The organism is uncultured Campylobacter sp., from assembly GCF_937959485.1.
Lineage (GTDB): Bacteria > Campylobacterota > Campylobacteria > Campylobacterales > Campylobacteraceae > Campylobacter_B.
In genome coordinates, this window is sequence record NZ_CALGPY010000004.1 from 185,551 (window position 1) to 208,797 (window position 23,247).

Consider the following 23,247-nt stretch of genomic DNA (forward strand, 5'->3'; position numbering starts at 1 on the left):
CGGTTCGCGATCTTTGCGCAAACACTCCGCAAAATTTTAAAACGCGGGCGAACTGCACTAAAGCGCCGCATTGAAATGCTTTTTAAAATGCGCCCGCTCTTGCTTTTCGCGCGATCTGTTTTTGCATCTAAAACGCGATTTTTAGCGGCGCTAAAATTTCGCGGCTAAATTTTAAAATTTACACCAAATCACGTTTTGTTTTAAATTTAGCGCGGCACCGAATCGTTAAATTTGGCTGCCGCTAAGCTCCTTTTCGATCTGCTCGCCGATAAAATCCGCGCTCTGCAAAAAGAAAAAGTGATCCCCCGCCAGCGGATAAAATTTACTATTTTTGACGAGCGAGTGGATCAACTCGCCGCTTTTTAGGCTAGTGGCGCGATCGTCCTTGCCCCAAAAGATGAGCGCATTTTGCAGGCTTAGCGCGGAAAAAATGTCGCGGAAGTCCTCATTTACGACGTTTTTTAGCGTCTCATACATCGTCTTGCTCATACCTGCGGCATCCTTGCTTGCAAACGCGCGCCAAAGCCCCGCCAGTCCAAGCTTTTTTAAAATTTTAAAAATCGCGATTTTGGCGCGCACTACAAAGGGCTTCGGCTCGATGATACCCGCGCTGCTTAGCAGTATGAGATTGCGCGGAGCCAGCAACGCGGCGATCTTGCCGCCGAAGCTGTGTCCCATGATCGCTGCGGGCTGCTTGCCGAAAGCTGCGATAAAGGCGCGCATAATCTCCGCGTAATCCTTGCTGCCAAGGGCGCGTGCGGGCTGCGAGCTGGCGCCGAATCCCGGCAGATCGACGCACACTAACGCGTAACGGCGGAATTTATCCGCAAAAACCCGAGACATAAGCGCCTTGTTTGCACCCCAGCCGTGCAACACCAAAATATATTCGGTGCGCTGCAGGTTTGAAATTTCGTAGCTGATTTTGTAGCTCTCGCCGCCGCAGATGAGCTCCTTACTCGCCACCGCCGCTCCTTTTGGCGTAAACGGCCTTGAGTAGCTCGACTGCTTTTTCGAGCCGCTCAAACTCGCTCATACTGATCATCACGGCTTCAAATTTATTGTTTTTGACGATCAGGGCTTTTTTGATCTCTTGATTTTTGATCTTGTTTAAAACGGTGCTGAAATTGCGCACGATCTCGGTAGCGGTGTAAATTTCGTCTTGATTTATCATAACTCGACCTTTTGGAGTAAAATTTTACGCAAAATTTAGCGTAAAATTTTAAATAATTGGCTACTTATTAGCGGTGATTTTGGTGATTAGCTCGTAGCTTACAGGTATCTGCCTCATTGGCGGCAGCGACGAAGCAAGAGCTGCTAAGACCTCGGAGAAATCATCAAATAGGTAGTTTGCGAGGCTGCCAGGATTTGGATTTATCTCGTTTAGATAAATTTCGCCCTCTTTTTCAAAAAAATCGCAGCGAATGAGCGCGCCATCGAATGATCCTGCGTTATAAAGCCGCGTAAAGGCGTCTTTCATCTTACCCTCTAGCAAAGCGCCAGGACGAGCGGGCTCGATCGCGCCACTACGCGAAAAATCCAAATATTTACGATCGAAATTTAAATAGCCCTCTTTTTTTGGCTCTTCGATGTTTGAAAATACGATTTTGCCGTCTATTTTAGCGCCTGCGAGATTGAATTCCTTTACGTTTTCCCAGTACGGCTCTACGATCGCGCTGTCGTCCAGCTCAAAAGCCTGATCCAGCGCATAGCTAAACTCGCTTTCGTTCTTGGCTATAGAAATTCCGATGCTAGAGCCCAAATGAGCGGGCTTAACGATGATCGGAAAATTAAAATTAGGCAGACTAGTACGATTTACGATCTCATACGGCAAGGTTTTTACATTTGCGATTGCAGCTAGGTGCTTGGTTAAAATTTTATTATAGCTTAGAACGCTAGCTTCGATGCGAGGTCCGATATAAGGGATGCCAAAAAACTCAAATAGCGCTGCCATTTTGCCATCCTCGCCGTCGCAGCCATGGATTAGATTGATATATGTGCCGACTTCTAGCATGCTTTTGCTAAACATTCCACTCTCAAAAAATCCGCCCGCACCGATGCTAAGCTCTTTTGCTTTAGCATAGCCACCCTGCTTAAAATATGCCGCGCGCATATTTTTATCCTCGATGCGGTAAAATTTACGATTTTTATCGCAAAATACAAACTCTAAGTCCCAGCCTTTTAGGGCATTTTTAACGGCAATTGCCGAGATTATGCTTACTTCGTGCTCGTAGCTTTGAGCTCCAAAAACTATGCCAAATTTCATTGTTTTCCTTCAAATTTTATTTTCTACGCTAATTTTTTTAACGCCTCTTTGACAAGATCTGACGTATTCGTGCTGCTGCATCCCGCTAAAATTTGATTGATCTTATCGCGCTTAAATCCAAGGCTTTGCAGCGCGGACGCCGCTTCGTTCTTATAAGTCTCGCTAGAATCAAATTCCATTAGCTTCGCATCGCCTAGTTCAGCAATGATCCGTCTAGCGGTCTTTGGGCCGATACCAGGAACTGAAGTTAGCGTCGCAGCATCCCCCGTAGCTACGCAACGCGCGAAATCCTGCGGAGCGAGCGTCGAACAAACCGCCATCGCCGTGCTTGCACCTACACCGCTAAGCTTGATTAGGGTTTCAAACATCTTTTTTTCACTCTCGTCTAAAAACCCATACAGCAAATCGGCATCCTCGCGCAGAATTTGTACGCACGCAAGCTCGGTTAGCTCGCCCTGCGTGAGCTTCGCGGAGGTATTTAATGACAATGAAAGAGCGTAGCTCACGCCGCTAGCGCATTTAATGACGCAAGCAGTGGGCTCCTTGCGCGTGATAATTCCTTCGATCGCTGCTATCATCTAAGAGCCTTTAAAATTTCGTTTATGCTCTCATTAAGCGCTAAATTTAGAGCATTATAAATGCTTTGCGAGCTGGGATCTGGCACGAAAACGCGCTTAGTAACGATGCCTGATTTTATGCTTTCTAAAGAATTTAAAATTTCATATCCCATCGTGACGGTTGCTTGATCGTTATTGATCTGAAGCGCTACGATACTAGTTTTTAGGCGCAAATCCCGCTCTTTTGGCACAAAGATCGGATTTAGCGAGTAGGTGGAAAATGCCGCATCAAGCAGCGCCTTATATACCATCTCGCTAGGCATCGTGATAAATTTGGCGTCGCTTGCGAACCGCGTTCGGTTTCTAAAATCCACTATTAAAATATCCCGCCTATCGACGAGATCGGTCGCCGTGATAGTGTCGATAAAGATATTTTTGCGCGCGCCGCTAGGATTTACGCAGCGCTTTTGATCATAACGCAGCTCGTAATAGGTGTATGGCTTAGCCTGCTTGGCTAAGCAGCCGCCTAAAAATATCGCTGCTAACGTCGCAGCAAGCGTAAACTTTATAAAATTTTTCATCTTTATTCCTTTTTATCGTCGCGATCCGCGCCTTTAGAAGTGTCTTTAAAAAAGAAATCGTAAGGATTGTCCTCTAGCCTAAACATCGCGCCTTGGAATTCTCTAAGCGATTTTTTTAGCTCACCAAGAGTGTTTTTTGCCTCCTCAAGCGTAGGATCCAAGATCGCTTTTAGATTGTACTCGCCGCGATCGATACGCTTAGTGATGATACCTGCGGTTTTATCCAGTGAATTCGATAGATTGGCAGCACTCACGGCAAAGGCGTTTAGATTATCTAGCAGCGCGTCTAGCTCCTTCTCGCGCTCGTTTAAATTTGCTATGAGAGTATTTACGTTAGCAAGCAGTGCGTCTAGGCTTTGGAATTTTTTCTCATCGCTTAACTCGGCGCTAAATTTATCCATCGAAGATAGAATTCTATCCACTTTATCGGTATTTTGCTTAGACAGTAGCCCATTAATCTTAAAGATCATCTCACTCACGCTATCGGTGATGACTTCGGCTTTAGAGCCGATTTTATCAAGAAGCGTCTTATCCAGCGCAATTATTGGCTTTTTATCATTCGGCGGGAAAAGCTTGCCGCTTCCTTTCGTGATATTTATAAACGCGATTCCGCTGATGCCTTGAGATTCTACCTTAGCGACGCTATCTTGTGAGATCGGTAGCTTGCTTTTTACTGAAATTTCAATCTCGATGATCGCATTTTCGATATCGGCAAAGTCGATACTTTTGATGATGCCCGCATTTACGCCGATAAATTTAACCTCGGAATTCTCCTTAATGCCTACGGGAAGCTCTTTTGTGTGGATATAGTAGGAGCGGTAGCTCTCGCCGCGGTCGGTCTTAGTAAGCATCCACCACATAAACGCCGTAAGAGCCGCGACGCAGATCATAACAAATGCGCCTACTATCGTGTATGAAGTTCTATTTTCCAATCTTTTCTCCTAATTTCAGAGCGTAAAATTTAAGCCCTGCGATATGCCTTAAAATAGCCGTTTAGGCTTAAATTTTAAAACTTAGCACTTTCTCAAATAGCCGCAAAATTTGCAGAATTATCTGAGTTCAAATTTTAAAGCTTAGCGTGCATTTTGAAATTTCAAAATATCGCCGCGCCGTATTTTAGCGTAAAATTTTGACGTCCCGGTTTAATTTAGCGCCGCTTGCTTGTTAAAATTTTAAAATTTAAATGCGCTATCCCGCAAATGCGCCCCGTTTAAATTTTAAAATTTGATCGCGCCGTCGCGGTCTAAATTTTAAAATTTTATGCTCGTTTATGCTCGCGGGGGTCTAAAATTCCTGGCGAAGTTTAAAATTTAAAATTCCGCCGCTACTTTAAAATTTTAGCTCGCATCGACATAAATTTTATATTTCCCGCAATGCAGACATCTGAACAAATAGCCCGCCGTGTCGCCTCCTGCGACGAGGCAGTCACGCACGTCCTCTACCGCAAATTCCCCGCGCATGGCGTATTCGGCAAAGACCTCCTCCAGGGCGCCCAAATCCTGCAGCTCCTTCGTGCCAACGTCGCCTAAAAACTCGCAGTAATCGTCGCAACACGTGAGCCAATGCGCCCCCTGCCAGCTAAAATACCCCGGCGTCCTTTTAAACAGCTCTTCGGTTTTGCCCTGCGCGTCCGCAGCGCCTGACGGCAGAGGATCGGCGTCCTGGATGAAGCCGGCGTCAAATTTCGCTGCAGCCGCGCCGCTAGCGATACAGTGCGGGCAGAGGTATTTCACGTCCGCCGTGCAGTAAATGCTACCGCGATAATAAACGCCCGTCGCCTGCTCGCAGCACTCGCAAAGCACGCTTGTATCCTCTTTAAACACGCCCGTTTTGAAGGGGTCGGGATGATAGCGAAAATGAGGCAGGGCTTTTGATTTTTCGCTCACGCGCGCCGCCTCGCTCGCGGTTTTGGGGCGCTTTATCGCGTCCGCGTCGCCGTCTGCGCCGTATTGCCGCAGATAGTCGAGCTTTTTAAGCTGCTTTCTATCCTTTGGATCGCGAATTTCGCCGAGCAATTCGCAGGCGCTCTTTTTTAGCCCGAGTAGCTCATAAACGTCCACCAGCACGGCTTTTACCTCTTTTTCGCCGCATTTTTCGAGCTCGTCTTTGAACTCATACAGCGCTAAAATGCTTCTCGCATCGCCGTCAGAATCCCAAAACGCCTTTTGAATCGCGATATATCTTTGTCTAAACTTATCCATTTTGGCTCCTAAATTTTAAAATTTGCCCGCTAAATTTTAACCGCTAAAATTTGATCCATTCAAAATTTTACCCGCCGCGATGCGTATTTCGGCTCGGTAAATTTCAAAGCTCAATCCCTTTGTCGCATCTTAAATAGCTCTTCGAGCGGATTATTCTCTAGGTTTGAAATTTCCTCGATGTTTCCTTCAAAGGCGATTTTTTGATTATCCACGATCAAAAACCTATCCAAAATGTCAAAGATACTATCCACGTCGTGCGTCACTATCACGACCGTGACGCCAAGGCTGTCTCTAAGCTCGCAAACAAGCCTATCAAGGGCTCTGGCGCTAAGCGGATCAAGCCCCGAGTTTGGCTCGTCCAAAAATAAAATTTCAGGACTAAGTGCTAGCGCGCGAGCCAGCGCCACGCGCTTTTTCATACCGCCGCTAAGCTCGTTTGGTCTAAGCGCTGCGGCTTCCTTCCTAAGCCCCACCTTTTGGATCCAAAACATCGATAGCTCATCTATCTCGCGCTCGCTAAATTTAGAGTATTCGCGCAGCAGCACGCCTACGTTTTCGAGCACGCTCATCGAGCTGTAAAGCGCGCCGAACTGAAACATCACGCCGCATTTTAGGCGGATCTCGTTTTGCCCTGCTTCGCTCGCGCGCCAAATATCACGCCCAAAAATTTTAATCTCGCCGCTTTGCGGGCGCTTTAAAAATATGAGCGTTTTCATCAGCGTCGTTTTGCCGCTGCCGCTGCCACCTAAAAAGCCGTAAATTTCGCCCTTTTTGACGCTAAAGCTTACGCTATCGTGCATAATGCGCGATCCGTACGCAGTAGTAACATCGCGCGCGACTATAATTTTAGCGCTTTCGCCGGATTGTACTTGCTCGCTCATAGCCCGATCTCCGAAAACAGAACCGCAAATACCGCGTCGATCGCAATGACCCAAAATATCGCATTTACGACGCTAATGGTAGTGTATTCGCCGATGCTTTGTGTATTTCCTTTGACCTCAAAACCCCGCATGCAGCCGATGATAGCAATGAATGCCCCGAAAAACGGCGCTTTAATTATACCTACTAAAAAATGCCTAAGCTCTACAGAAGCCTTAAATCTATCCAAATAATCGCTAAAGGCTATATCTAAATACGCATCACACACGATCATCTGAGCAAAAATACTTACCGAATCTGCGATAAAAATGACTAGCGGCATGATTAGTACCATCGCGATAATGCGCGGCATCGCAAGAAAATAAAACGGATCAAAGCCCATCGTCCTCATCGCATCGATCTCTTCGGTGATCTTCATCACGCCGATCTGTGCCGTAAAGCTCGAAGCCGAGCGACCCGCGATAACGATAGCGGCGATAAGAGGCGCTACCTCACGAAGCGTCAAAGCGCCCATTATATCGATGATATAGATGCTGGCACCAAATTTAGAAAGCATATCAGAGCCTATGTAAGCAAGCACGATACCGATCAAAAATGCCGTCAGTGAGACTATGAAAAGTGCGTCTATGCCGCTATCTTTGATGAAATTTACGGTTTCTTTGAAGCGGAATTTCATCGGATGAATTATAAAAGCCGTAAGTTTGGAGAAAAACTCGCCCAAAAAGCTTGCAAGGCTTAGCAAGCCTAGAATTCCAAGATGGCAATAAAGTCCGATCTGCGCTAAAAAATTTAGCCTACGAGATTCGGGTACATAGCTAAAATCGATCGTTTTATCATCCATAAAGCTTAGAATTTTGGCGGCTTTGCAGTTATTCTCAACAAGGCTAACCCGCTTGCCGGCAAGGGCATTTTTGATCATCAGCGCCATGAAATAGTCTAAATTTGAAATTTCGCTTAAGCTTAGCTCCAGCTCGTCTAGATTTTTTACCGCCTTTTTTAGTGCAAGTAGCTGTGAGCGCGAGCTTTTGTAGTTCCACTGCCCGCGTAGCGATAAGGTGTTTTTCCCGCCCGAGCTTTCGAGCGAAAAGGCTAAATTCCGCAAAAATTTCTCTCCAAAATCAAAAAATAGGGGAAATTATAATATAATCAACCTTGGCATTTTATAAAATTTAATGGAGATTTATGCTCAGAGGCTTTTTTACAAATAGCGCAGGCACGCTGGTTTCGCGAGTTTTGGGTTTCGTGCGCGACCTGCTTACCGCATCGGTTTTGGGCGCGGGGATTTATAGCGATCTGTTTTTCGTAGCGTTTAAACTACCCAATCTTTTCCGCAGACTATTCGGCGAGGGAGCCTTTACGCAGGCATTTTTGCCTAGCTTTACCGCCGCGCGCAAAAAAGGAATTTTTGCCGCAGCGGTGCTTATTAAATTTAGCGTTTTCATCGCGCTTCTAACGGCGCTCGTGCTGCTCGCCGCGCCCGTTTTTACCAAAGTTTTAGCATACGGATTTAGCGCCGAGCAGATCGGTCTTGCGGTGCCGTACGTGCGGATAAATTTTTTCTACCTCACGTTTATCTTCGTCGTTACGCTCTTTGCCTCGCTGCTTCAGTATCGCGACCACTTCGCTACGACGGCGTTTTCGACTGCGCTTTTAAATTTGGCGATGATTGCGGCGCTTTTGCTAGCTCGCGGTAAGGACGGCACCACGGCGGTGCTCTATCTTAGCTTCGGCGTCGTAGCGGGCGGGCTTTTACAGCTTGCGGTGCACGTTTATGCGCTGAAGTTCACCGGCATGCTACGCGTCTTAGCGGGCGGCTTTGCGCGGCTTGCGCGGGGTGATAAACCGCAGACGCAGGGCTTTTATAAAAATTTTTTCGCGGGCGTGCTCGGTGCGTCGGCGCTTCAGCTAAGCTCGTTTATAGATACCTTTTTTGCGAGCTTCCTTGCTAGCGGCAGTATCAGTTATCTCTACTACGCAAACCGCATATTTCAGCTGCCGCTCGCGCTTTTTGCGATCGCGCTTAGCACGGCGATCTTTCCGCGCATGAGCAAATTTGTAAAAGCTCGCGACGACGCGCAAGCTCTGGCGCTCGTGGAGCGCGGATTTTACTTCCTTTTGGCGCTGCTCGGGCTCTCTGCGATAGGCGGCGTGATGCTGCGAAACGAGATCACGCAGCTGCTGTTTGAGCGCGGAGAATTTACCCGCCAAAATTCCATCGAATGCGCCGCAGTTCTCGGCGCGTATATGGCGGGGCTCGTGCCGTTTGGGCTATCCAGGATTTTTTCGCACTGGCTGTATGCGAATATGAAGCAGAAGCTAAGCGCGAAAATTTCGATCTGGTGCGTCTTTATAAACGTCGCTTTGTGCGCGCTGTTTTTTAAACCGTTCGGAGCGGTGGGGCTTGCGTTTGCAAGCACGATAACGGGGGCGTTTCTGCTCGGCTTTAACCTCTATTTTTTTGGATTTAATAACTTTTTAGCTATAATCCGCGCAAAAAAAATTATTGCGATCGCGGCGCTTTGTGCGGGCGAAGCGGCGATTTTATACATTTTAAAAGGCTTGTATTATGGTAATTTATGATAGTTTGAGTAAAAAGAAGCTCCCATTTAAGCCCATTAGCGAGGGGGTAGCGCGCATTTACGCCTGCGGCCCGACCGTTTATGACGACGCGCATTTAGGGCACGCAAAAAGCGCCGTGAGCTTCGATCTGCTGCGCCGCGTACTACAAGCGGAGGGCTATGAGGTAAAATTTGCGCGAAATTTCACCGACATCGACGATAAAATTTTAAAAAAGATGGCGGAAACAGGCAAGAGTCTCGAGGAGATCACGGAGCTTTACACCCGCAGATATTTGCAGGATATGAGCGCGCTAAACGTCGCGGACGCGAGCATTTCGCCCAAGGCGACCGAAAATATCGCCGCGATCTGCGAGCTTATATCTTCACTTCTTCAAAAAGGCTTTGCCTACGAGATCGCGGGTGACGGCATCTACTTCGACACGCGCAAGGACGGGGATTATCTAAGTCTTAGCGGCAAAAAAGAGGGTGCCGGCAAAAACATCGCCCGCGTCGCCTCAAACGATGCTAAGCACGACGAGAAGGACTTCGTGCTGTGGAAATTTGACGAGAATTGGTTCGATAGCCCGTTTGGCAGAGGGCGCCCCGGCTGGCACAGCGAGTGCGTCGCGATGATTTTAGCGCACCTTGATAGCGGCGATCCGCAATTTTGCATCGACATTCACGCAGGCGGCGCCGATCTGCTCTTCCCTCATCACGAAAACGAAGCCGCGCAGTGCCGCTGCGCCCGCCATAGAGCGCTAAGCAAATACTGGCTTCACAACGGCTTCGTGCAGGTAAATAACGAAAAGATGAGCAAGAGCCTAGGCAACTCCTTTTTTGTAGGAGACGCCCTAAAAATCGCACCAGGCGAGGCGCTGAGGTTTTATCTTTTAAGCTCGCATTACAGGGCAAATTTTAATTATTCGATAGCCGATCTGCTTGCAAGCAAAAAGAGACTTGATAAAATTTACCGCCTTAAAAAGCGCGTCCGTGACGTTTTAGCTCCCGCTACGGGGCAAAATTCTGCGGTATGTGTATCTGAACATACTGCGCAAATTTCATCCGCAAGCTCTGTGCAGACCTGCGGGGATACAGGGCGAAATTTAACTTCGAGCGGATCTCAAAGTTTAAGCCCAAACGCGGCACCGAATTCCAAGCCTAAAAATTCCGCGCCAGAACTGCCTGCTGCGGAGGCTAAATTTAGATCGGAGATGATGGAGTTTTTAAGCGACGATCTCAATACCTCAGGCGCGCTTGCAGTGCTTGATAGCTTCGTAGCAAGCGCGAATGAAGCGCTAGATCGTGCGCCAAAAGACAAGGCGCTAAAAGCCCTTATCGCTGCAAATTTGGAGTTTGCGAAGCAGACCCTTGGAATTTTATACGAAGATGAGACCGAATACTTTCGCTTCGGCGTGAGCGAGCAGCAAAGAGCGCAGATCGAGGAGCTGATAAAACAGCGCGCACAGGCGAAGGCGGAAAAGGACTTTGCGAGCGCGGATGCCATCAGGGCGCGCCTTACGGATATGAAGATTGAAGTGATGGACGCGCCTGGCGGCACCGTTTGGGAGGTCGCGGCGGAATAAAACGTAAAATTTATCGCAAAATTTTACGTTAAATTTTACGATTTTTGCTGCGCAAAGCGTAAATCCGAACAATAATTCGTGCGTAAATTTTAGCGCGATTTTTATCTGCGGCATCGCAATACGGCGGCGTGATTTTATTTAGTGGTGCGGCGCAGGAGTGATGCAATGTGCAGCATGACGCGACGACAGAGGCGCAAGGCGGACGCAATTTTAATTCGTCGGCGCGGCTGATGCGGCGGCGCGATATGGCGCGTTACAGCGGTGCACTACGGCTTGTCTGTGCGTAAATTTTAGTGCGATTTTATGGCAATTGGCGATGCAAGGTTGCGATGCAGCGCAGTGAAAGTAGCACTGCGGCAGCCTGTGCGTAAATTTTAACGCGACTAGGTGCAGTGGAATATGTTGCCGCAACGCGCAAATTTCCGCGTGATTTTTATGGCAATATTGTACGCGGGTGCGCGCAGCGACGAAAGTCGCGATTTCATTTGTCGATACGGCTGATGTAGCGGCAAAGCCACAAGACAGGCTGCGATTTTCATTCGGCGGTGCGGCGGCGCAAAAGCGCAATGCGGCGCGGCGCTGCAAAATAGCGATATAACGCGATGCAATTACGATACGGCACTTTGTAGCGCTTTATGGCGCCTCAAAGCATTTAACGCTTATGACGTGCGAAAGTGTTTAGAAATCGCGATGAATAAAAACTCGCTCGCTTTTAAGGCGCCTTGCGCTTTAAAAATGGTAATGTAAAAACCGCTCTGCGATGCGCAAAAGCCATTTTAAAGCGCTTTACGCTTCGAAAGTAGCAAATAAAAAAGCTAAATCTCGGCGTCGCCCGCACGGTCGCCGCATGCGAGCGAGTTGATTTAGTGAGCTTGCGAAGCGCAAATTTGTGCTGCCTCGCGGCCGAAATTCTAAAATTTTAGAAATTTGGGGGTTGGAAATTCTAAAATTTAAGGAATTTTAGAATCATAAATTTTGGAATTTCAAGAATTTTGGAATTGTAAATTTTAAAATTTCATAAATTTTTGGATTTTAAATTTTAAAAATTTCATAAATTTTAGGATTTTAAATTTTAAAAATTTTATAAAAAAGGATAGCATTTGAACGGCTTTAAAACTTTACTATCGCGCTTTAAGCCCTATTTTAGGGATTACAAGCCGCAGTTTGCATTGGCGATTTTGGGTATGGTGATGACGAGCGTGGCGACCGCTGCGAGCGCTAAGCTGGTCGAGCCCGTTTTAAATAAAATTTTCGTCGAAAAAAACGAGCCGTATCTCTATACGCTTCCGATCGCGATCATCGTGGTTTTTGCGATGAAAAGCGGCGGCGCGTTTATGCAAAACTACTTCACCGCCTTCATCGGTCAAGACACGGTGCGCCGCTTCCGCGATAGGCTCGTCGCAAGCCTCGTGCGACTGGACGTGGATTTTTTCAACCGATTCCGCACGGGCGAGCTCATCAGCCGCACGATCAACGACATCGAGCGTATCCGCGTCGTGGTTTCGAATATGATCCCCGATTTTTTCACGCAGATCATTACGATTTTGGGGCTTTTGGGCGTCGTGATCTATCAGAGCCCAAAGCTTTCGTTTTTCGCGCTCGTGGTCTTTCCGTGCGCGATATATCCGCTCTCGCGCCTTGCAAAGCGGATGAAAAAAATTTCGCGCGAGTCTCAAGAGAAAACCTCCGATATCTCCTCGGCGCTCAGTCAAATTTACTCCAACATCGAAATCGTCAAGGCAAGCAATGCCGAAAGCTTTGAGGTGGAGAAATTTAACGCCGAAAACAAGAAATTTTTCGGTCTAAATTTAAAGGCGGTCGTAACGACATGTCTGGTAAGCCCGATCATGGAGATGCTAGGCGCAGTGGGCATCGCCGTGGTGATCATCGTCGGAGGGCAGGAGGTTATCGCGGGCCAGATGAGCATCGGCAGCTTTTTTAGCTTCCTTACGGCGCTTTTTATGGTTTACACGCCGATAAAAAAGGTCTCATCGCTCTACAACAACATGCAAGACGCTATCGCAGCGAGCGAGCGGACGTTTGAGCTGATAGACTTGGAGCCTACGATCGTCGGAGGCGGCAAGCAGATGGGTGAGATAGGCTCGGTGAGCTTTTGCGACGTGTCGCTAAACTACGGCGACAAGGCGGCGCTGAAAGATATAAGCTTCAGCGTCAAAAAGGGCGAAATTTTAGCGCTCGTCGGAAACAGCGGCGGCGGCAAAAGCTCGGTCGTGAACCTTCTGATGCGCTTTTACGATGCAAGCAGCGGTAAAATTTTATTCAACGGCAACGACGAGATCGGCGAGTTTAGCATCCCTAGTCTGCGCGAAAATATCGGTCTGGTAAGCCAGCGCGTCTATATTTTTAACGATACGATCGCGCAAAACGTAAGCTACGGCGCGGAATTTAACGAGCAGCGCGTCATAGAAGCGCTGAAGCTCGCCAACGCCTATGAGTTCGTAAGCTCGATGAAGGATGGAATTTACACCGTGCTTAGCGAGTTCGGCGCAAATCTTAGCGGCGGGCAGCGCCAGCGTATCGCCATCGCGCGCGCACTGTATAAGGACCCGCAAATTTTAATATTCGACGAGGCGACTTCGGCGCTGGATAACGCAAGCGAAAAGGAGATCTCAAACGTCATCGAAAAGATCAAACAAAGCAAAATCGTCTTTGTAATCGCCCACCGCCTCTCCACGATCGAGCGCGCCGATAATATCGCCGTGATGAAAAACGGCCGCATCCTCGCTATCGGCACCGACGCGAAGCTAACGGGCGAATGCGAGGAGTATCGCAGCCTAAAGGGGATCATGCAAAACGGCTAGAGCTTTAAAATTTTACCCCTTTTGCACCCCGGTTTTGCTCTATGAAATTTTGAAATTTTATCTTTGAAGTAAACCGTATAAATTTATCCGCAAGGATTGAAATTTTATTTTGAAATTTAGCCGCGCGGATTGTTATTTTGGCTACCGAGCTTTTTATCCGGATTAAAATTTATCTCAAAATTTCAGCGCTTCGTTGTGGCTCGTCTCTAAATTTAAACGCTCGCGCCGTTTTAAAACCGCTGCGGTAAAATTTTATCGCACACTGGGCTTTTCGGCGCTACCTGCACTTTATCTTAGGCATCTGCGGTAAAATTTTAGCTTTATTTTCCTTTATAAATTTTCGCATCTTTTTAAAATCCCTATCCGAATCGAAATTTTTCGCGTATTGCACAAGTACAAGTCCGCAGCTTTGCATATCTGCAACCATTAGATCGACTTCATATTTATTGAAATTAGGATCTCCGGGGGCGGGCGGATTGAGGAGTACTATTATAGCTTGCGTATGGTTGGTCTTTAAAATGCCGAAGGAGCGTCGATCCTCTTGTTTTTTTCCCGCATTGGCCTCTTCGATCGCTTGATATATCCCATACGCATACTCATCGATATTTTTTACGTCGTTGAAATATGATATAGATACGAGCTTACTCCAGCCAAATCCTTCCTCACCGTTTAAAAAATAATATGCCGCCGCAAGATTTTTATACTTTCTGGTAAAAGTTTCTCCATCTATCTTAACGCTATACGGTAACTCTATCGCGCTATATGCTTCCTTTACCTTGGGATCCTCCAATATATATACCTTGCCTCGAAACGCCGCGCATCCGCCAAATATCGCCGCCAGTAAAAATGCGGTTAAAATTTTTAATCTCATACCCGCTCCTTCAAAATTTTTTTCAAATATTTTGCCATAAAAACCGAGCTTTAATCAATAAAAGGCTACAATACGTCAAATTTAATTCCAAGGAAAAGTCATTGTTTGAATCTATGCGCGCGGCACGCTCGCTAAGCCCCCTATTTCTGGGGATTTTCTTTATGTTTATCGGCGACGCGCTAGTCATCGCAAGCGCGGGCATCATGCTAAAAGAATCCGGCCACAGCGAGCTTGAGATCGGATTAATTTCGGCGTTTTTCTTTTTAGGAGCGATCTTTAGCGGCTTTTTCGTGCCTTCGATAATCGGCGCATTAACGCACGTGCGGGCATACGCGGTCTTTACGGCGCTTTTCGGAATTGCTGCAATGCTGCATGATCTTGGCTCAAACTTCGTGTATTGGGCGATTTTGCGCTTTATTTTGGGCTTTTGCTACTACGCACTTTTGATGATAATCGAAAGCTGGATCAACTCAAAGATCACAAACACTATCCGCTCCCGCGTGCTCGCGATCTACGAAGCGGTTTTTTACGGCGCGTTTGCGATAGGAGTTATAATTTTAGCGCTAAATTTCGGAACGATGAAAGTTTTCGTGCTAAGCGCATTTTTTATCATCCTAGCGCTGCTGCCGGTAAATTTAATCCGCTTCAACCCTCCTAGGGTTCCCGCTCGCATGCGAGTTTCGATGCCGCAAATTTCAATAGTGCCGCCGCTTGCGTTTGCGACGGTGGTTTGCGCGGGCATTTTGATTAACGGCTTTTTTTCGATGGCGAGCGTTTTCGTGCTAAGCGCGGGGCTTGGAGTGGGCTCGGTGGGTGCATTTATGGGATCGGCGATGGCAGGAGGCTTCTTAGCGCAGCTCGTCTGCGGCACTATTTCAGATAAGTTTGGTCGCAAACGCGCCATAATGATAGTTTGCGCCGTAGGTCTTGCTTCCTGCGCGGCGCTATTTTTTGCCAAGAGCTTCATCCTAACGTGCGCACTTGCGTTGATGTTAGGATTTGGCGCCTTTCCTTTATATTCGCTTGCCATTGCGCGCGCAAACGACTCCATCACCGGCGAGGGCGCATCTCGCGTGCAAATTTCGGCGGCGATGCTCTTTATCTATTCGAGCGCGTCGCTCTGCTCCCCTTTGATCATCGGCACGATGATGAAATTTTTGGGCGCAAACGGCTTTATATGGGTATTTTTTGCGGCGATGAGCTTTTTATTTATATTTGCTATCTTCCGCCCCGAGATCGCGCCGAAAAGATAGCTTTAAAATTTTAAATTTTTTCGTAGATCAAAAATTTATAATAAAACGCCGCGATTGCGAACATAAAACCCATGCCGAAAGTGATTTGCGAAAGCGAAAATCCAAGCTCGAAAAAAAATCCGATCGCAGCCGACACAAGCGTGGCGACGATGAAATACGCCATATCGTTGTAAGCGATGACGCGCCCGAAAAACTCCCTATCGACGTGGTTTTGCAGCTGCGTAAAAGAATACGACCACACCGTCGTGATGAAAAATCCCGCCGCGATCATGCCCGCAAACGAAAGCCAGTAGTTAAACTCCAGCACCGCCCACAGCGCGATGCCCGCAAACTGCCCCAGCAATAGCCAAAAAAACGTATGTTTATTCACGATCTTGCTTAGCCATATCTGTCCAAAAAACGCAGCCGCCGAGCGCGACATATTCATAAGCCCGATGACTAGCGAGGCGCTTAAAATTTCTTTGTAGCGGTATTTTGCAAGAAGCGCGATGAGATTGTCGTAAGTAGTGACGGCGACGAAGGCGTGAAGGACGATGAGATGCACCACCAAAGGATGCGAGCACAGGTAAGAAAAGCCCTCCTTCAGCATCTTAAACACCGGCTCTGGCGCATTTCTTGCGAGGTCTTTAAAATTTAGCCGCAGCAGGATAAAAAACGAAAAAACGTATAAACAAAAATCCAAAATAAACGCCGCTCGCACGCCGAAATAGTGGATAAAAATACCCGCACTCGCCATACCGAAAGTATATGTGATCGTCCAGATAATGCCCGTCATCTCGTTAGCAAGCTTTAGATAGGGGCGGCTTAGAAATTTCGGCAGCGTGGAGGATTCGGTTTGAAAAAACAGCGTGCCTGCGACGCTTCGCACGACCACGATCAGAAGCAGCAGCCACAGATAATCCAAACTATCGATAAAAATCAGCATGAAAATACTGATCATTTCGATTATAAACATCGCCGTCATCAGGGGCTTTGGTTGAAATTTATCCACGATGATGCCGTTGATGGGCGCTAAAAAAACGTTCGGCACGAACGAAACGACGCCTACCGCCGTGATCGCCCATACCGGCGCGCCAAGCTCAATCAGCAGCGTAGCGACCCCAACGACCGAAAACCACAAGCCGAACATACATATAAAACCCGCCGAAAAGAGCAGGCGGTAGTTGCACGAATGTCGAAGCAGGACGATGTATCTGATCATAAAATTTTATCCCGTATTTAATTATAAAAATTTAGAGCGATTGTATCACGGCGCGCCTTAAAAGCCAAAATAAGCTAAAAATGCTATAATTGCGAAATTTTAATTCAGGAGTGAAAATGGAAGGGTTCGTAACTACGGTAATAGTATTTTGCGTCCTCATCGCGGCAATTCTAAAGATGGGGGTCAAGATCGTCTCACAATCGGAAATTTTAATCATCGAGCGGCTGGGTCGCTTTCACAAGGTGCTCGACGGCGGCTTTCACATCATCGTGCCGTTTTTTGACGCGGTACGCGCGAAGATGAGCGTGCGCGAGCAGCTCGTGGACATCAGCAAGCAGCAAGTCATCACTAAAGATAACGTCAACATAAGCGTCGACGGTATCGTATTTTTGAAGGTTATCGACGGTAAGATGGCGCTTTACAACGTCGAGGATTATCGCCGCGCGATTTCAAATTTAGCGATGACGACGCTACGTAGCGCGATCGGCGAGATGAGCTTAGACAGCACGCTTAGCTCGCGCGATCAGCTAAATTCCAAGCTGCAAATCGCTCTGGGCGACGCCGCGGATAACTGGGGCGTAAAGATCATGCGCGTGGAGATCTCCGAAATTTCGGTACCGCACGGCATCGAAGAGGCGATGAATATGCAGATGAAAGCTGAGCGTGAAAAGCGCGCGATCGAGCTTAAAGCCGAGGCCGAAAAAGCGGCTCTCATCCGAAACGCCGAAGCGCTAAAGCAGGAGAAGGTGCTCGAAGCCGAGGCGATCGAGCGTATGGCGGATGCGAAAAAATATGAGCAGATCGCGCTCGCGCAAGGTCAAAAAGACGCGATGGACAGTATAAATTTAGCGATGAGCGCTTCCAGCTTTGCGGCGGAATACCTGCTCGCGCAGGGTCGCGTAAACGCCTTCAGCGAGCTGTCCAAAAACCCTAGCAAGGATAAAATTATAGTGCCTTACGAAACGAGCGAGCTTATCGGCTCTCTTAGCGTGCTTAAAGAATTCCTCGGCAAAAACGGCGCGAAGGAGCTCAAATGAACGCGCTGATTTTTATCATAATCGGCGTGATTTTGGCGATCGTCGAGCTTTTGGTGATGGATTTTACCTTTATATTTTTCAGCGCCGGATTTTTCATCACGGGGCTTTTGAGCTTCGGTTTTCATCTTGATTGGGACGTACAAATTCTGCTTTCGTTCGTGCTTTCTTTCGTGCTTCTGATCGCATTTAAAAGGCCGCTAAAATCGCGCTTTTTCAAACCAGAAGAGAAACATGAGGATAATTTTTTAGACGAAAGCGGCACCGGCACCGTCAAAAACGGCATGGTCTATTTCAAAGGCACGTTTTGGAAAAGCGATGAAATTTCAGAGCTTAACGAGGGCGACCGCGTCGAAATTTTAGGCGTAAAAAACGGCCAGATCGTGCTAAAAAAAGATAGCAGTCGAAATTCTAGCAGCGCAGACGGCGTAAATTTAAATGACGGCGACGCAAATTTAAGCGACGCGGACAGCACGAGTGCCGACGATAAAAATTCCAATGCCGCCGCGAACGATGCAAATTTAAAGGGAGCCAATGGCTAGAATGAGCGCCGATGAGGCGCTAGAGCTAATCGAACATGCCGATCTGAACGAGCTTGGACGCGCGGCGTTTGCGCGCAAGCGCGAGCTGCACCCGGACCGCGTCACGACCTTCATCATCGATCGAAACATAAACTACACCAACGCCTGCATGATAGATTGCAAATTTTGCGCATTTTATCGCCACGCAAGCGACGCGGACGCCTACGTGCTGAGCTTTGAGCAGATTAGCGAAAAGATCGAGGAGCTCATCGCTGTGGGCGGCACGCAAATTTTATTTCAAGGCGGCGTCCATCCGAAGTTGAAAATCGAATGGTACGAGGATCTGGTGGAGTTCATCCACAAAAATTACCCGAGTATCACGATCCACGGCTTCTCGGCGATCGAGATCGATTATATCGCGCGCCTTAGCGGCATCAGCACGCTCGAAGTGCTTCGCAGACTGCAAGCTAAGGGGCTCTACTCGATGCCCGGAGCCGGAGCCGAAATTTTAAGCGACCGCGTGCGAGACCTCGTAGCGCCGCGTAAAAGCGACAGTGTCACGTGGCTTAGAGTGCACGAGGAGGCGCACGGTATCGGTATGAAAACGACCGCCACTATGATGTTCGGCACGCTTGAAAGTACGCGCGAGATCGTAGAGCACTGGGATAAAATCCGCGAGCTGCAAGACCGCACGGGCGGCTTTCGAGCGTTCATTTTGTGGAGCTTTCAGGGGCAAAACACCCGCCTTTTGCGCGAGCATCCCAAGATCAAAAAGCAAAGCCCGAACCGCTACCTGCGCCTACTCGCCGTCTCGCGGCTATTTTTGGATAATTTCAAAAACATCCAAAGCAGCTGGGTCACGCAGGGCAGCTACATCGGGCAGCTGGCGCTGAAATTCGGCGCGAACGATCTTGGAAGCACGATGATGGAGGAAAACGTCGTAAAGGCCGCGGGCGCAAGCTTTCGGATGAGCAAGGATGAGATGATAGCGCTGATCCGCGACGTAGGCGAAATACCCGCCAAGCGCAACACCAACTACGATATTTTGGAGACTTACGCTTAATTAAAGAGACAATATGAATAAAGCAATCACAAATAAAGATTCTCAAACCCTAATAACAGTAGAGGAATTTTATAGATTATACTCACGTGAATATGAACAAGGGCTTATATATCCAGTGTGTCCTAACTGTGGTAGGAAACTGATATTATATGGCATACATAGCTTAGAAGTTAAAGCTAGATTTAATCATCCAGAGCACAGTGAAAATTGCGAACTATCGGATACAAAAAAAGCTGCTCAAATTCCAGACTATGATTTCCAAAATAGAAAGATTTTGGATGAACTAAAAAATCAAGAAAATAGGAAAAAAATTTATGCTATTTGTAAAGATATCATCAATAATAAATTTAAATTTTCAGAATTTTATGAATTAGAAAAGATTGCTAAAAATAGGAATATTTATTACTATAAAAATTTAGAAATTTGGATGATTCCATATATATTATTGACATTAAAAAATTTTGATATTATGAAAAAAAATGGCGACGGTTTATATACTGTTCAGTTTGTACTGAAAAATTCATTGCGAGCTACAATTGGAAATAAACATTTAAAATTTGAGCTCAATAAAATTTTCTCTGATAGCAAAAAACCAGCTCCCCCGTATTCATATTCAATCTCTAAAGAACAATTTGAAGATATTGATATTTCTTGGATTAAGTATGATCTGAAAGAGTTTGATTTTGCGTGATTACTAACATAATAAAAATATAATTATATAAGGATAAACGTATGGAAAAAAAAGAGATTTCACTTAAGACCAAAGGCGGCAAAAGCGCTAAAATCGACTTTTTATATCAGTTCGATAATTCGCTGCCGGTGGCGAGCTTCAAGCTAATTTTCAAAGCAAGCGGCGCGGTGAGCGAGAAGACCCTTGGCCTTGCGCGTATCTGCGCGAGCGTTTTGGGCGAGGGCTCAAAGACGCTAGGGGTGAGCGAATTTCACCGCAAGCTCGATATCCGCGCGGTCGAAATCAGCGCCGCGAGCAATTTTGAAACCTTCGGCATCCAGCTAAACTGCCTAAAAGAGCATTTCGATTTCGGCCTAGATATGCTGCGAGAGCTGCTTAGTGAGCCTAATTTAACGCCCTCGGTGCTGGAAAAACTAAAAATGCAAACCATAGGCGAGATCGCCGTGCTAAAAAGCGAGTTCGATTACATCGCGACGTGCAACCTAAAAGCGCTTCTGTATCCGCACACGAGGCTCGCTCAGCCGCTCATAGGCGACGAGGCGAGCATAGAGCGGATCACGATGAAGGACGTGCGGGAGTTTTTTGCCTCGTTAAGTTTAGAGAATTTATACGTCGTTTTATGCGGCGACGTGAGCGATAAAAACCCGAAAATCGCGGAAATTCTAAGCCTCTTTTCAAGCGGCAAAAAGCGCGAGCTGCCGTTTTTCACGCCGAGCGATGCGAAAAAGATAAAGATCCAAAAGGAGCAGACGCAGCAGGCCTACATCTACTTCGGTGCGCCCTTTGCGCTGCCAAAGGAGCAGGAGTTCATCGCAAACACCGCGCTTTTCGTGCTCGGAAGCAGCGGTTTCGGCAGCAGGCTGATGGAGCGTATCCGCGTTAAGCACGGGCTTGCGTACTCGGTCTATGCGCGCGGCGATTTCGAGCTTAGCCGCCGCGAGTTTTGGGGCTATCTGCAAACCAAAAACGAAAATTTACAAAACGCCGCCGCGCTCGTAAAAGAGGAGATCGCGAAATTTATCGCCTCGGGCGTGAGCGAAGCGGAGTTGAAAAGCGCAAAAAAATTCCTGATCGGAAGCGCTGTGCTGCAAAAAGAGACGATGTTTAAGCGCGCAGCGATCGCGCAGAGCGAGTATTACAAGGGCTATGCATTCGGCAAGTTCGAGCGAAATTTAAAGCGCATCGAGACGCTAAAACTCGGGGTGCTCAATGATTTCATCAAGTCGCACGACGAGATCATGAACCTAAGTTTTTCCGTCATTTGCGACGAGGCCGCCGCGAAAAAGGGGCTTGAAATTTAGCCCGTCGCGGCACAGCTAGTGCATACCTGCGACCTACCTAAAATTTGGGTAAATTTTAAAATTTGTAAAGCGGCGCGGACGATATTAAGGCGCGGGCGGCGCTAAATTTTACTTTTTCGCTCCATTTGCGGACGGCTTGCGTTTAAATTTAAAACCGCGCTTGCGTCGCGCTAAAACTTTGCGAGGCTTTGCAGAAGCTGTTAAATTTGCAAACCTTATAAGGGCGGCTAAATTTAAAGGCGCGCCGTGCACGGCTCGGTAAAATTTCAGCGCGCAAAACCAAAGCCCGATTTCACAAGCCGTTTGTAAGCCGCGCCGTGAAATTTAAAAGACTGTGCGCGTGCATATCTTTCGGATCGTACGGTTTGCAAATCGCGCTATGAATTTCAAAAGCGATCGCGCGCCGTTTTAAAACCGGGTGCACGCCGCAAAGATACAGCTGCCAAACAAAATACGCGCAAACGAGTAAAATTTACAGGCGCAGCCGGCGAGCAAATTTGCCGCAATGGATGAAATTCCGAGCAAATTTTGGCAAGCGTTCGGCGCGGCGCATAGAATTTCGATCAAATTTAGGCGGGCTATTTCGCTTCGGCGCATAAAATTTCGTAGCGCAAGGGCTTAACGCCTATCAAATTTAAAGGATGAAAATTGATTTTTGAAGCAAAAGACGCGGCGGCACTGCAAAAGGCGGGCATCACGACGCTTTTGGATCTGGCGCTGCTTCTGCCCAAAAGCTTCGACGATCTAAGCGTTAGAGACGCGCCCCGCGCGGGCGAGAGCACTGCAGAGGTCGAGTGCCTCTTCCAGCACAGGCGCAGCTCGATGCTCATCGTCACGGCGCACTGCCTCAGCTGGGAGCGCGAGATCAAAATAGTGATCTTCAATGCCAAAAGCTGGCACTTCGGCGCCTTTAAGCGCGGCAAAAAATTCTTCATCCACGGCAAATGCGACGAAAGCTTCGGCTCGTGGCAGTTCGTAAATCCAAAAATCGTAAGCGAGCCGGGCAGGATCGCGCCCAAATACAAAGCCGCGCTGAGCGACGCCGCGGCGCAAAAGCTGATCAAAAAATATCTAAGCGCGGATGCGCTTTTAGCCTGCGGACTGCGCGCGGACGAGGCGGCAGTACTGCTTGCGCTACACGAGAGCTCGCCGCGCAGCGTGCGAATGCTAGCCGCGCTAAATAGGCAGCTCAAGGAGGGCGGCGCGGAAAATTTCGGCGAGCGCGACGACGTTTCAAACAGCGATAAAATTCCGAGCGGCAGTGAAATTTTAAATGGCGGAATTTCAAGCAGCGACAAAATTTTAAATGACGGCGGAATTTCGGATAACGGTGAAATTCCAAGCTCGCAAAGCTCCGCCGCCGAAATTTTAAACGGCAGATCGCAAAATGATGAAATTTTGGGCAATAAAATTTCAATCCATTCGCAAAATGGCGGAGTTCTTGCCTACAGAACAAAGCACGACGCGGAGAATGAAATTTTAAGCGGCGGAATTCCAAAGGGTGCGGAAACTTCACTCCCCCCAAGCCTCCGTGACGACGAGATTGCGAGCGATAAAATTTTAGACGGCGATCAGTCCTGGGTGCGCGGCGCGGAGATTTATAACGACGAAAATTTTAGCGTTCAAAGCGATAAGGGTTTTCTTGCCGCATACGGCGCCGAGGCGCGCGGAGATGAAATTTCAAACGACTTCAAAGCCGATGCCGATAATGAAGCGGCTGCAAGCGACGATAAAATTTCAAACGACCTAGTATCCATCGCCCAAACAGTGACACGGCCAGCAGACGTTCAAGCTGCAACCGCGCAATCCATATTAGAGCATATCGCGACCGAGCAGTCCGTAGCCGAGCAAGCCATAGTCGCACAACA

At 47.7% G+C, this 23,247-nt stretch carries 20 protein-coding genes; 9 read left to right on the top strand and 11 right to left on the bottom strand.

Annotation, left to right across the window (positions count from 1 at the left end):
- Nucleotides 1-225 precede the first annotated feature (225 nt).
- The 9 genes from Q0380_RS01540 to Q0380_RS01580 form a co-directional block, all read right to left on the bottom strand.
- Nucleotides 226-963 carry an alpha/beta hydrolase gene (locus tag Q0380_RS01540; RefSeq protein ID WP_298959313.1) on the bottom strand — a complete coding sequence of 246 codons (738 nt, stop codon included), beginning with the start codon at nucleotides 961-963 and terminating at the stop codon, nucleotides 226-228.
- The gene (locus tag Q0380_RS01545; RefSeq protein WP_177389042.1) at nucleotides 953-1,171 is read right to left on the bottom strand and encodes a type II toxin-antitoxin system Phd/YefM family antitoxin; all 219 of its coding nucleotides are present in this window, start codon (nucleotides 1,169-1,171) and stop codon (nucleotides 953-955) included. Before Q0380_RS01545 ends, Q0380_RS01540 begins: the two co-directional genes overlap by 11 nt.
- A 60-nt stretch (nucleotides 1,172-1,231) precedes the next feature.
- Nucleotides 1,232-2,263, bottom strand: a complete 1,032-nt coding sequence (locus Q0380_RS01550) for a D-alanine--D-alanine ligase (RefSeq protein ID WP_297881318.1) — start codon at nucleotides 2,261-2,263, stop codon at nucleotides 1,232-1,234.
- A gap of 23 nt (nucleotides 2,264-2,286) precedes the next feature.
- Nucleotides 2,287-2,841 (bottom strand): Holliday junction branch migration protein RuvA, encoded by a 555-nt coding sequence (gene ruvA / locus Q0380_RS01555; RefSeq protein ID WP_298959315.1) that lies wholly within the window; start codon nucleotides 2,839-2,841, stop codon nucleotides 2,287-2,289.
- The gene (locus tag Q0380_RS01560; protein ID WP_298959318.1) at nucleotides 2,838-3,401 is read right to left on the bottom strand and encodes a hypothetical protein; all 564 of its coding nucleotides are present in this window, start codon (nucleotides 3,399-3,401) and stop codon (nucleotides 2,838-2,840) included. The genes ruvA and Q0380_RS01560 overlap by 4 nt, the downstream gene beginning before the upstream one ends.
- Nucleotides 3,402-3,403: 2 nt before the next feature.
- Nucleotides 3,404-4,333, bottom strand: coding sequence for an MlaD family protein (locus Q0380_RS01565; protein ID WP_177389034.1), 930 nt, complete (start codon nucleotides 4,331-4,333; stop codon nucleotides 3,404-3,406).
- Between the two features lie 405 nt (nucleotides 4,334-4,738).
- Nucleotides 4,739-5,602, bottom strand: coding sequence for a CbrC family protein (locus Q0380_RS01570; RefSeq protein WP_298959321.1), 864 nt, complete (start codon nucleotides 5,600-5,602; stop codon nucleotides 4,739-4,741).
- Between the two features lie 110 nt (nucleotides 5,603-5,712).
- Nucleotides 5,713-6,483 carry an ATP-binding cassette domain-containing protein gene (locus Q0380_RS01575; RefSeq protein ID WP_298959324.1) on the bottom strand — a complete coding sequence of 257 codons (771 nt, stop codon included), beginning with the start codon at nucleotides 6,481-6,483 and terminating at the stop codon, nucleotides 5,713-5,715.
- Nucleotides 6,480-7,583 (bottom strand): ABC transporter permease, encoded by a 1,104-nt coding sequence (locus Q0380_RS01580; protein WP_298959327.1) that lies wholly within the window; start codon nucleotides 7,581-7,583, stop codon nucleotides 6,480-6,482. Before Q0380_RS01580 ends, Q0380_RS01575 begins: the two co-directional genes overlap by 4 nt.
- Nucleotides 7,584-7,663: 80 nt before the next feature.
- Between Q0380_RS01580 and murJ the strand changes: the two genes are divergently transcribed.
- The 3 genes from murJ to Q0380_RS01595 all read left to right on the top strand — a co-directional run bounded on the left by murJ (nucleotide 7,664) and on the right by Q0380_RS01595 (nucleotide 13,444).
- Nucleotides 7,664-9,061: a murein biosynthesis integral membrane protein MurJ gene (gene murJ / locus Q0380_RS01585; protein WP_298959330.1), complete on the top strand. Its 1,398-nt coding sequence runs from the start codon at nucleotides 7,664-7,666 to the stop codon at nucleotides 9,059-9,061.
- Nucleotides 9,048-10,622: a cysteine--tRNA ligase gene (gene cysS / locus Q0380_RS01590; protein ID WP_298959333.1), complete on the top strand. Its 1,575-nt coding sequence runs from the start codon at nucleotides 9,048-9,050 to the stop codon at nucleotides 10,620-10,622. The genes murJ and cysS overlap by 14 nt, the downstream gene beginning before the upstream one ends.
- A 1,100-nt stretch (nucleotides 10,623-11,722) precedes the next feature.
- Nucleotides 11,723-13,444 (top strand): ABC transporter ATP-binding protein, encoded by a 1,722-nt coding sequence (locus tag Q0380_RS01595; RefSeq protein ID WP_291937288.1) that lies wholly within the window; start codon nucleotides 11,723-11,725, stop codon nucleotides 13,442-13,444.
- Nucleotides 13,445-13,721: 277 nt separating this feature from the next.
- On the opposite strand, the gene Q0380_RS01600 is transcribed toward Q0380_RS01595, so the two are convergent.
- Nucleotides 13,722-14,315 (bottom strand): hypothetical protein, encoded by a 594-nt coding sequence (locus Q0380_RS01600; protein WP_298959336.1) that lies wholly within the window; start codon nucleotides 14,313-14,315, stop codon nucleotides 13,722-13,724.
- A 101-nt stretch (nucleotides 14,316-14,416) separates the two neighbouring features.
- Between Q0380_RS01600 and Q0380_RS01605 the strand changes: the two genes are divergently transcribed.
- Nucleotides 14,417-15,568 carry an MFS transporter gene (locus Q0380_RS01605; protein ID WP_298959339.1) on the top strand — a complete coding sequence of 384 codons (1,152 nt, stop codon included), beginning with the start codon at nucleotides 14,417-14,419 and terminating at the stop codon, nucleotides 15,566-15,568.
- A gap of 10 nt (nucleotides 15,569-15,578) precedes the next feature.
- Here Q0380_RS01605 and Q0380_RS01610 read toward each other — a convergent pair whose 3' ends face one another.
- Complete coding sequence (locus tag Q0380_RS01610; protein ID WP_298959342.1) at nucleotides 15,579-16,769, bottom strand: MFS transporter; 1,191 nt, start codon at nucleotides 16,767-16,769, stop codon at nucleotides 15,579-15,581.
- Between the two features lie 116 nt (nucleotides 16,770-16,885).
- Here Q0380_RS01610 and Q0380_RS01615 point away from each other — a divergent pair, with 116 nt between their 5' ends.
- Genes Q0380_RS01615 through Q0380_RS01635 form a run of 5 tightly spaced genes read left to right on the top strand, consistent with a single transcriptional unit; the run spans nucleotide 16,886 to nucleotide 21,379 of the window.
- Nucleotides 16,886-17,806: a stomatin-like protein gene (locus tag Q0380_RS01615; protein ID WP_298959344.1), complete on the top strand. Its 921-nt coding sequence runs from the start codon at nucleotides 16,886-16,888 to the stop codon at nucleotides 17,804-17,806.
- A complete protein-coding gene (locus Q0380_RS01620; RefSeq protein WP_298959347.1) occupies nucleotides 17,803-18,345 on the top strand; it encodes an NfeD family protein in 543 nt (180 codons plus the stop codon). The genes Q0380_RS01615 and Q0380_RS01620 overlap by 4 nt, the downstream gene beginning before the upstream one ends.
- A complete protein-coding gene (locus Q0380_RS01625; protein WP_298959349.1) occupies nucleotides 18,338-19,387 on the top strand; it encodes a dehypoxanthine futalosine cyclase in 1,050 nt (349 codons plus the stop codon). The genes Q0380_RS01620 and Q0380_RS01625 overlap by 8 nt, the downstream gene beginning before the upstream one ends.
- Nucleotides 19,388-19,400: 13 nt before the next feature.
- On the top strand, nucleotides 19,401-20,078 hold the full coding sequence (locus tag Q0380_RS01630; protein WP_298959352.1) for a hypothetical protein: 678 nt from the start codon (nucleotides 19,401-19,403) through the stop codon (nucleotides 20,076-20,078).
- Nucleotides 20,079-20,119: 41 nt separating this feature from the next.
- Nucleotides 20,120-21,379, top strand: a complete 1,260-nt coding sequence (locus Q0380_RS01635; RefSeq protein WP_298959354.1) for a pitrilysin family protein — start codon at nucleotides 20,120-20,122, stop codon at nucleotides 21,377-21,379.
- The last annotated feature ends 1,868 nt before the right edge of the window (nucleotides 21,380-23,247 follow it).

Excerpts from the sequence above, each read along its gene's own strand:
- Q0380_RS01615 (WP_298959344.1), top strand. The coding sequence starts at position 16,886 with ATGGAAGGGTTCGTAACTACGGTAATAGTATTTTGCGTCCTCATCGCG.
- murJ (WP_298959330.1), top strand. The coding sequence starts at position 7,664 with ATGCTCAGAGGCTTTTTTACAAATAGCGCAGGCACGCTGGTTTCGCGA.
- Q0380_RS01620 (WP_298959347.1), top strand. The coding sequence starts at position 17,803 with ATGAACGCGCTGATTTTTATCATAATCGGCGTGATTTTGGCGATCGTC.
- ruvA (WP_298959315.1), bottom strand. The coding sequence starts at position 2,841 with ATGATAGCAGCGATCGAAGGAATTATCACGCGCAAGGAGCCCACTGCT.
- Q0380_RS01610 (WP_298959342.1), bottom strand. The coding sequence starts at position 16,769 with ATGATCAGATACATCGTCCTGCTTCGACATTCGTGCAACTACCGCCTG.
- Q0380_RS01625 (WP_298959349.1), top strand. The coding sequence starts at position 18,338 with ATGGCTAGAATGAGCGCCGATGAGGCGCTAGAGCTAATCGAACATGCC.
- Q0380_RS01600 (WP_298959336.1), bottom strand. The coding sequence starts at position 14,315 with ATGAGATTAAAAATTTTAACCGCATTTTTACTGGCGGCGATATTTGGC.
- Q0380_RS01550 (WP_297881318.1), bottom strand. The coding sequence starts at position 2,263 with ATGAAATTTGGCATAGTTTTTGGAGCTCAAAGCTACGAGCACGAAGTA.
- Q0380_RS01545 (WP_177389042.1), bottom strand. The coding sequence starts at position 1,171 with ATGATAAATCAAGACGAAATTTACACCGCTACCGAGATCGTGCGCAAT.
- Q0380_RS01630 (WP_298959352.1), top strand. The coding sequence starts at position 19,401 with ATGAATAAAGCAATCACAAATAAAGATTCTCAAACCCTAATAACAGTA.
- Q0380_RS01635 (WP_298959354.1), top strand. The coding sequence starts at position 20,120 with ATGGAAAAAAAAGAGATTTCACTTAAGACCAAAGGCGGCAAAAGCGCT.
- Q0380_RS01560 (WP_298959318.1), bottom strand. The coding sequence starts at position 3,401 with ATGAAAAATTTTATAAAGTTTACGCTTGCTGCGACGTTAGCAGCGATA.
- cysS (WP_298959333.1), top strand. The coding sequence starts at position 9,048 with ATGGTAATTTATGATAGTTTGAGTAAAAAGAAGCTCCCATTTAAGCCC.
- Q0380_RS01570 (WP_298959321.1), bottom strand. The coding sequence starts at position 5,602 with ATGGATAAGTTTAGACAAAGATATATCGCGATTCAAAAGGCGTTTTGG.
- Q0380_RS01575 (WP_298959324.1), bottom strand. The coding sequence starts at position 6,483 with ATGAGCGAGCAAGTACAATCCGGCGAAAGCGCTAAAATTATAGTCGCG.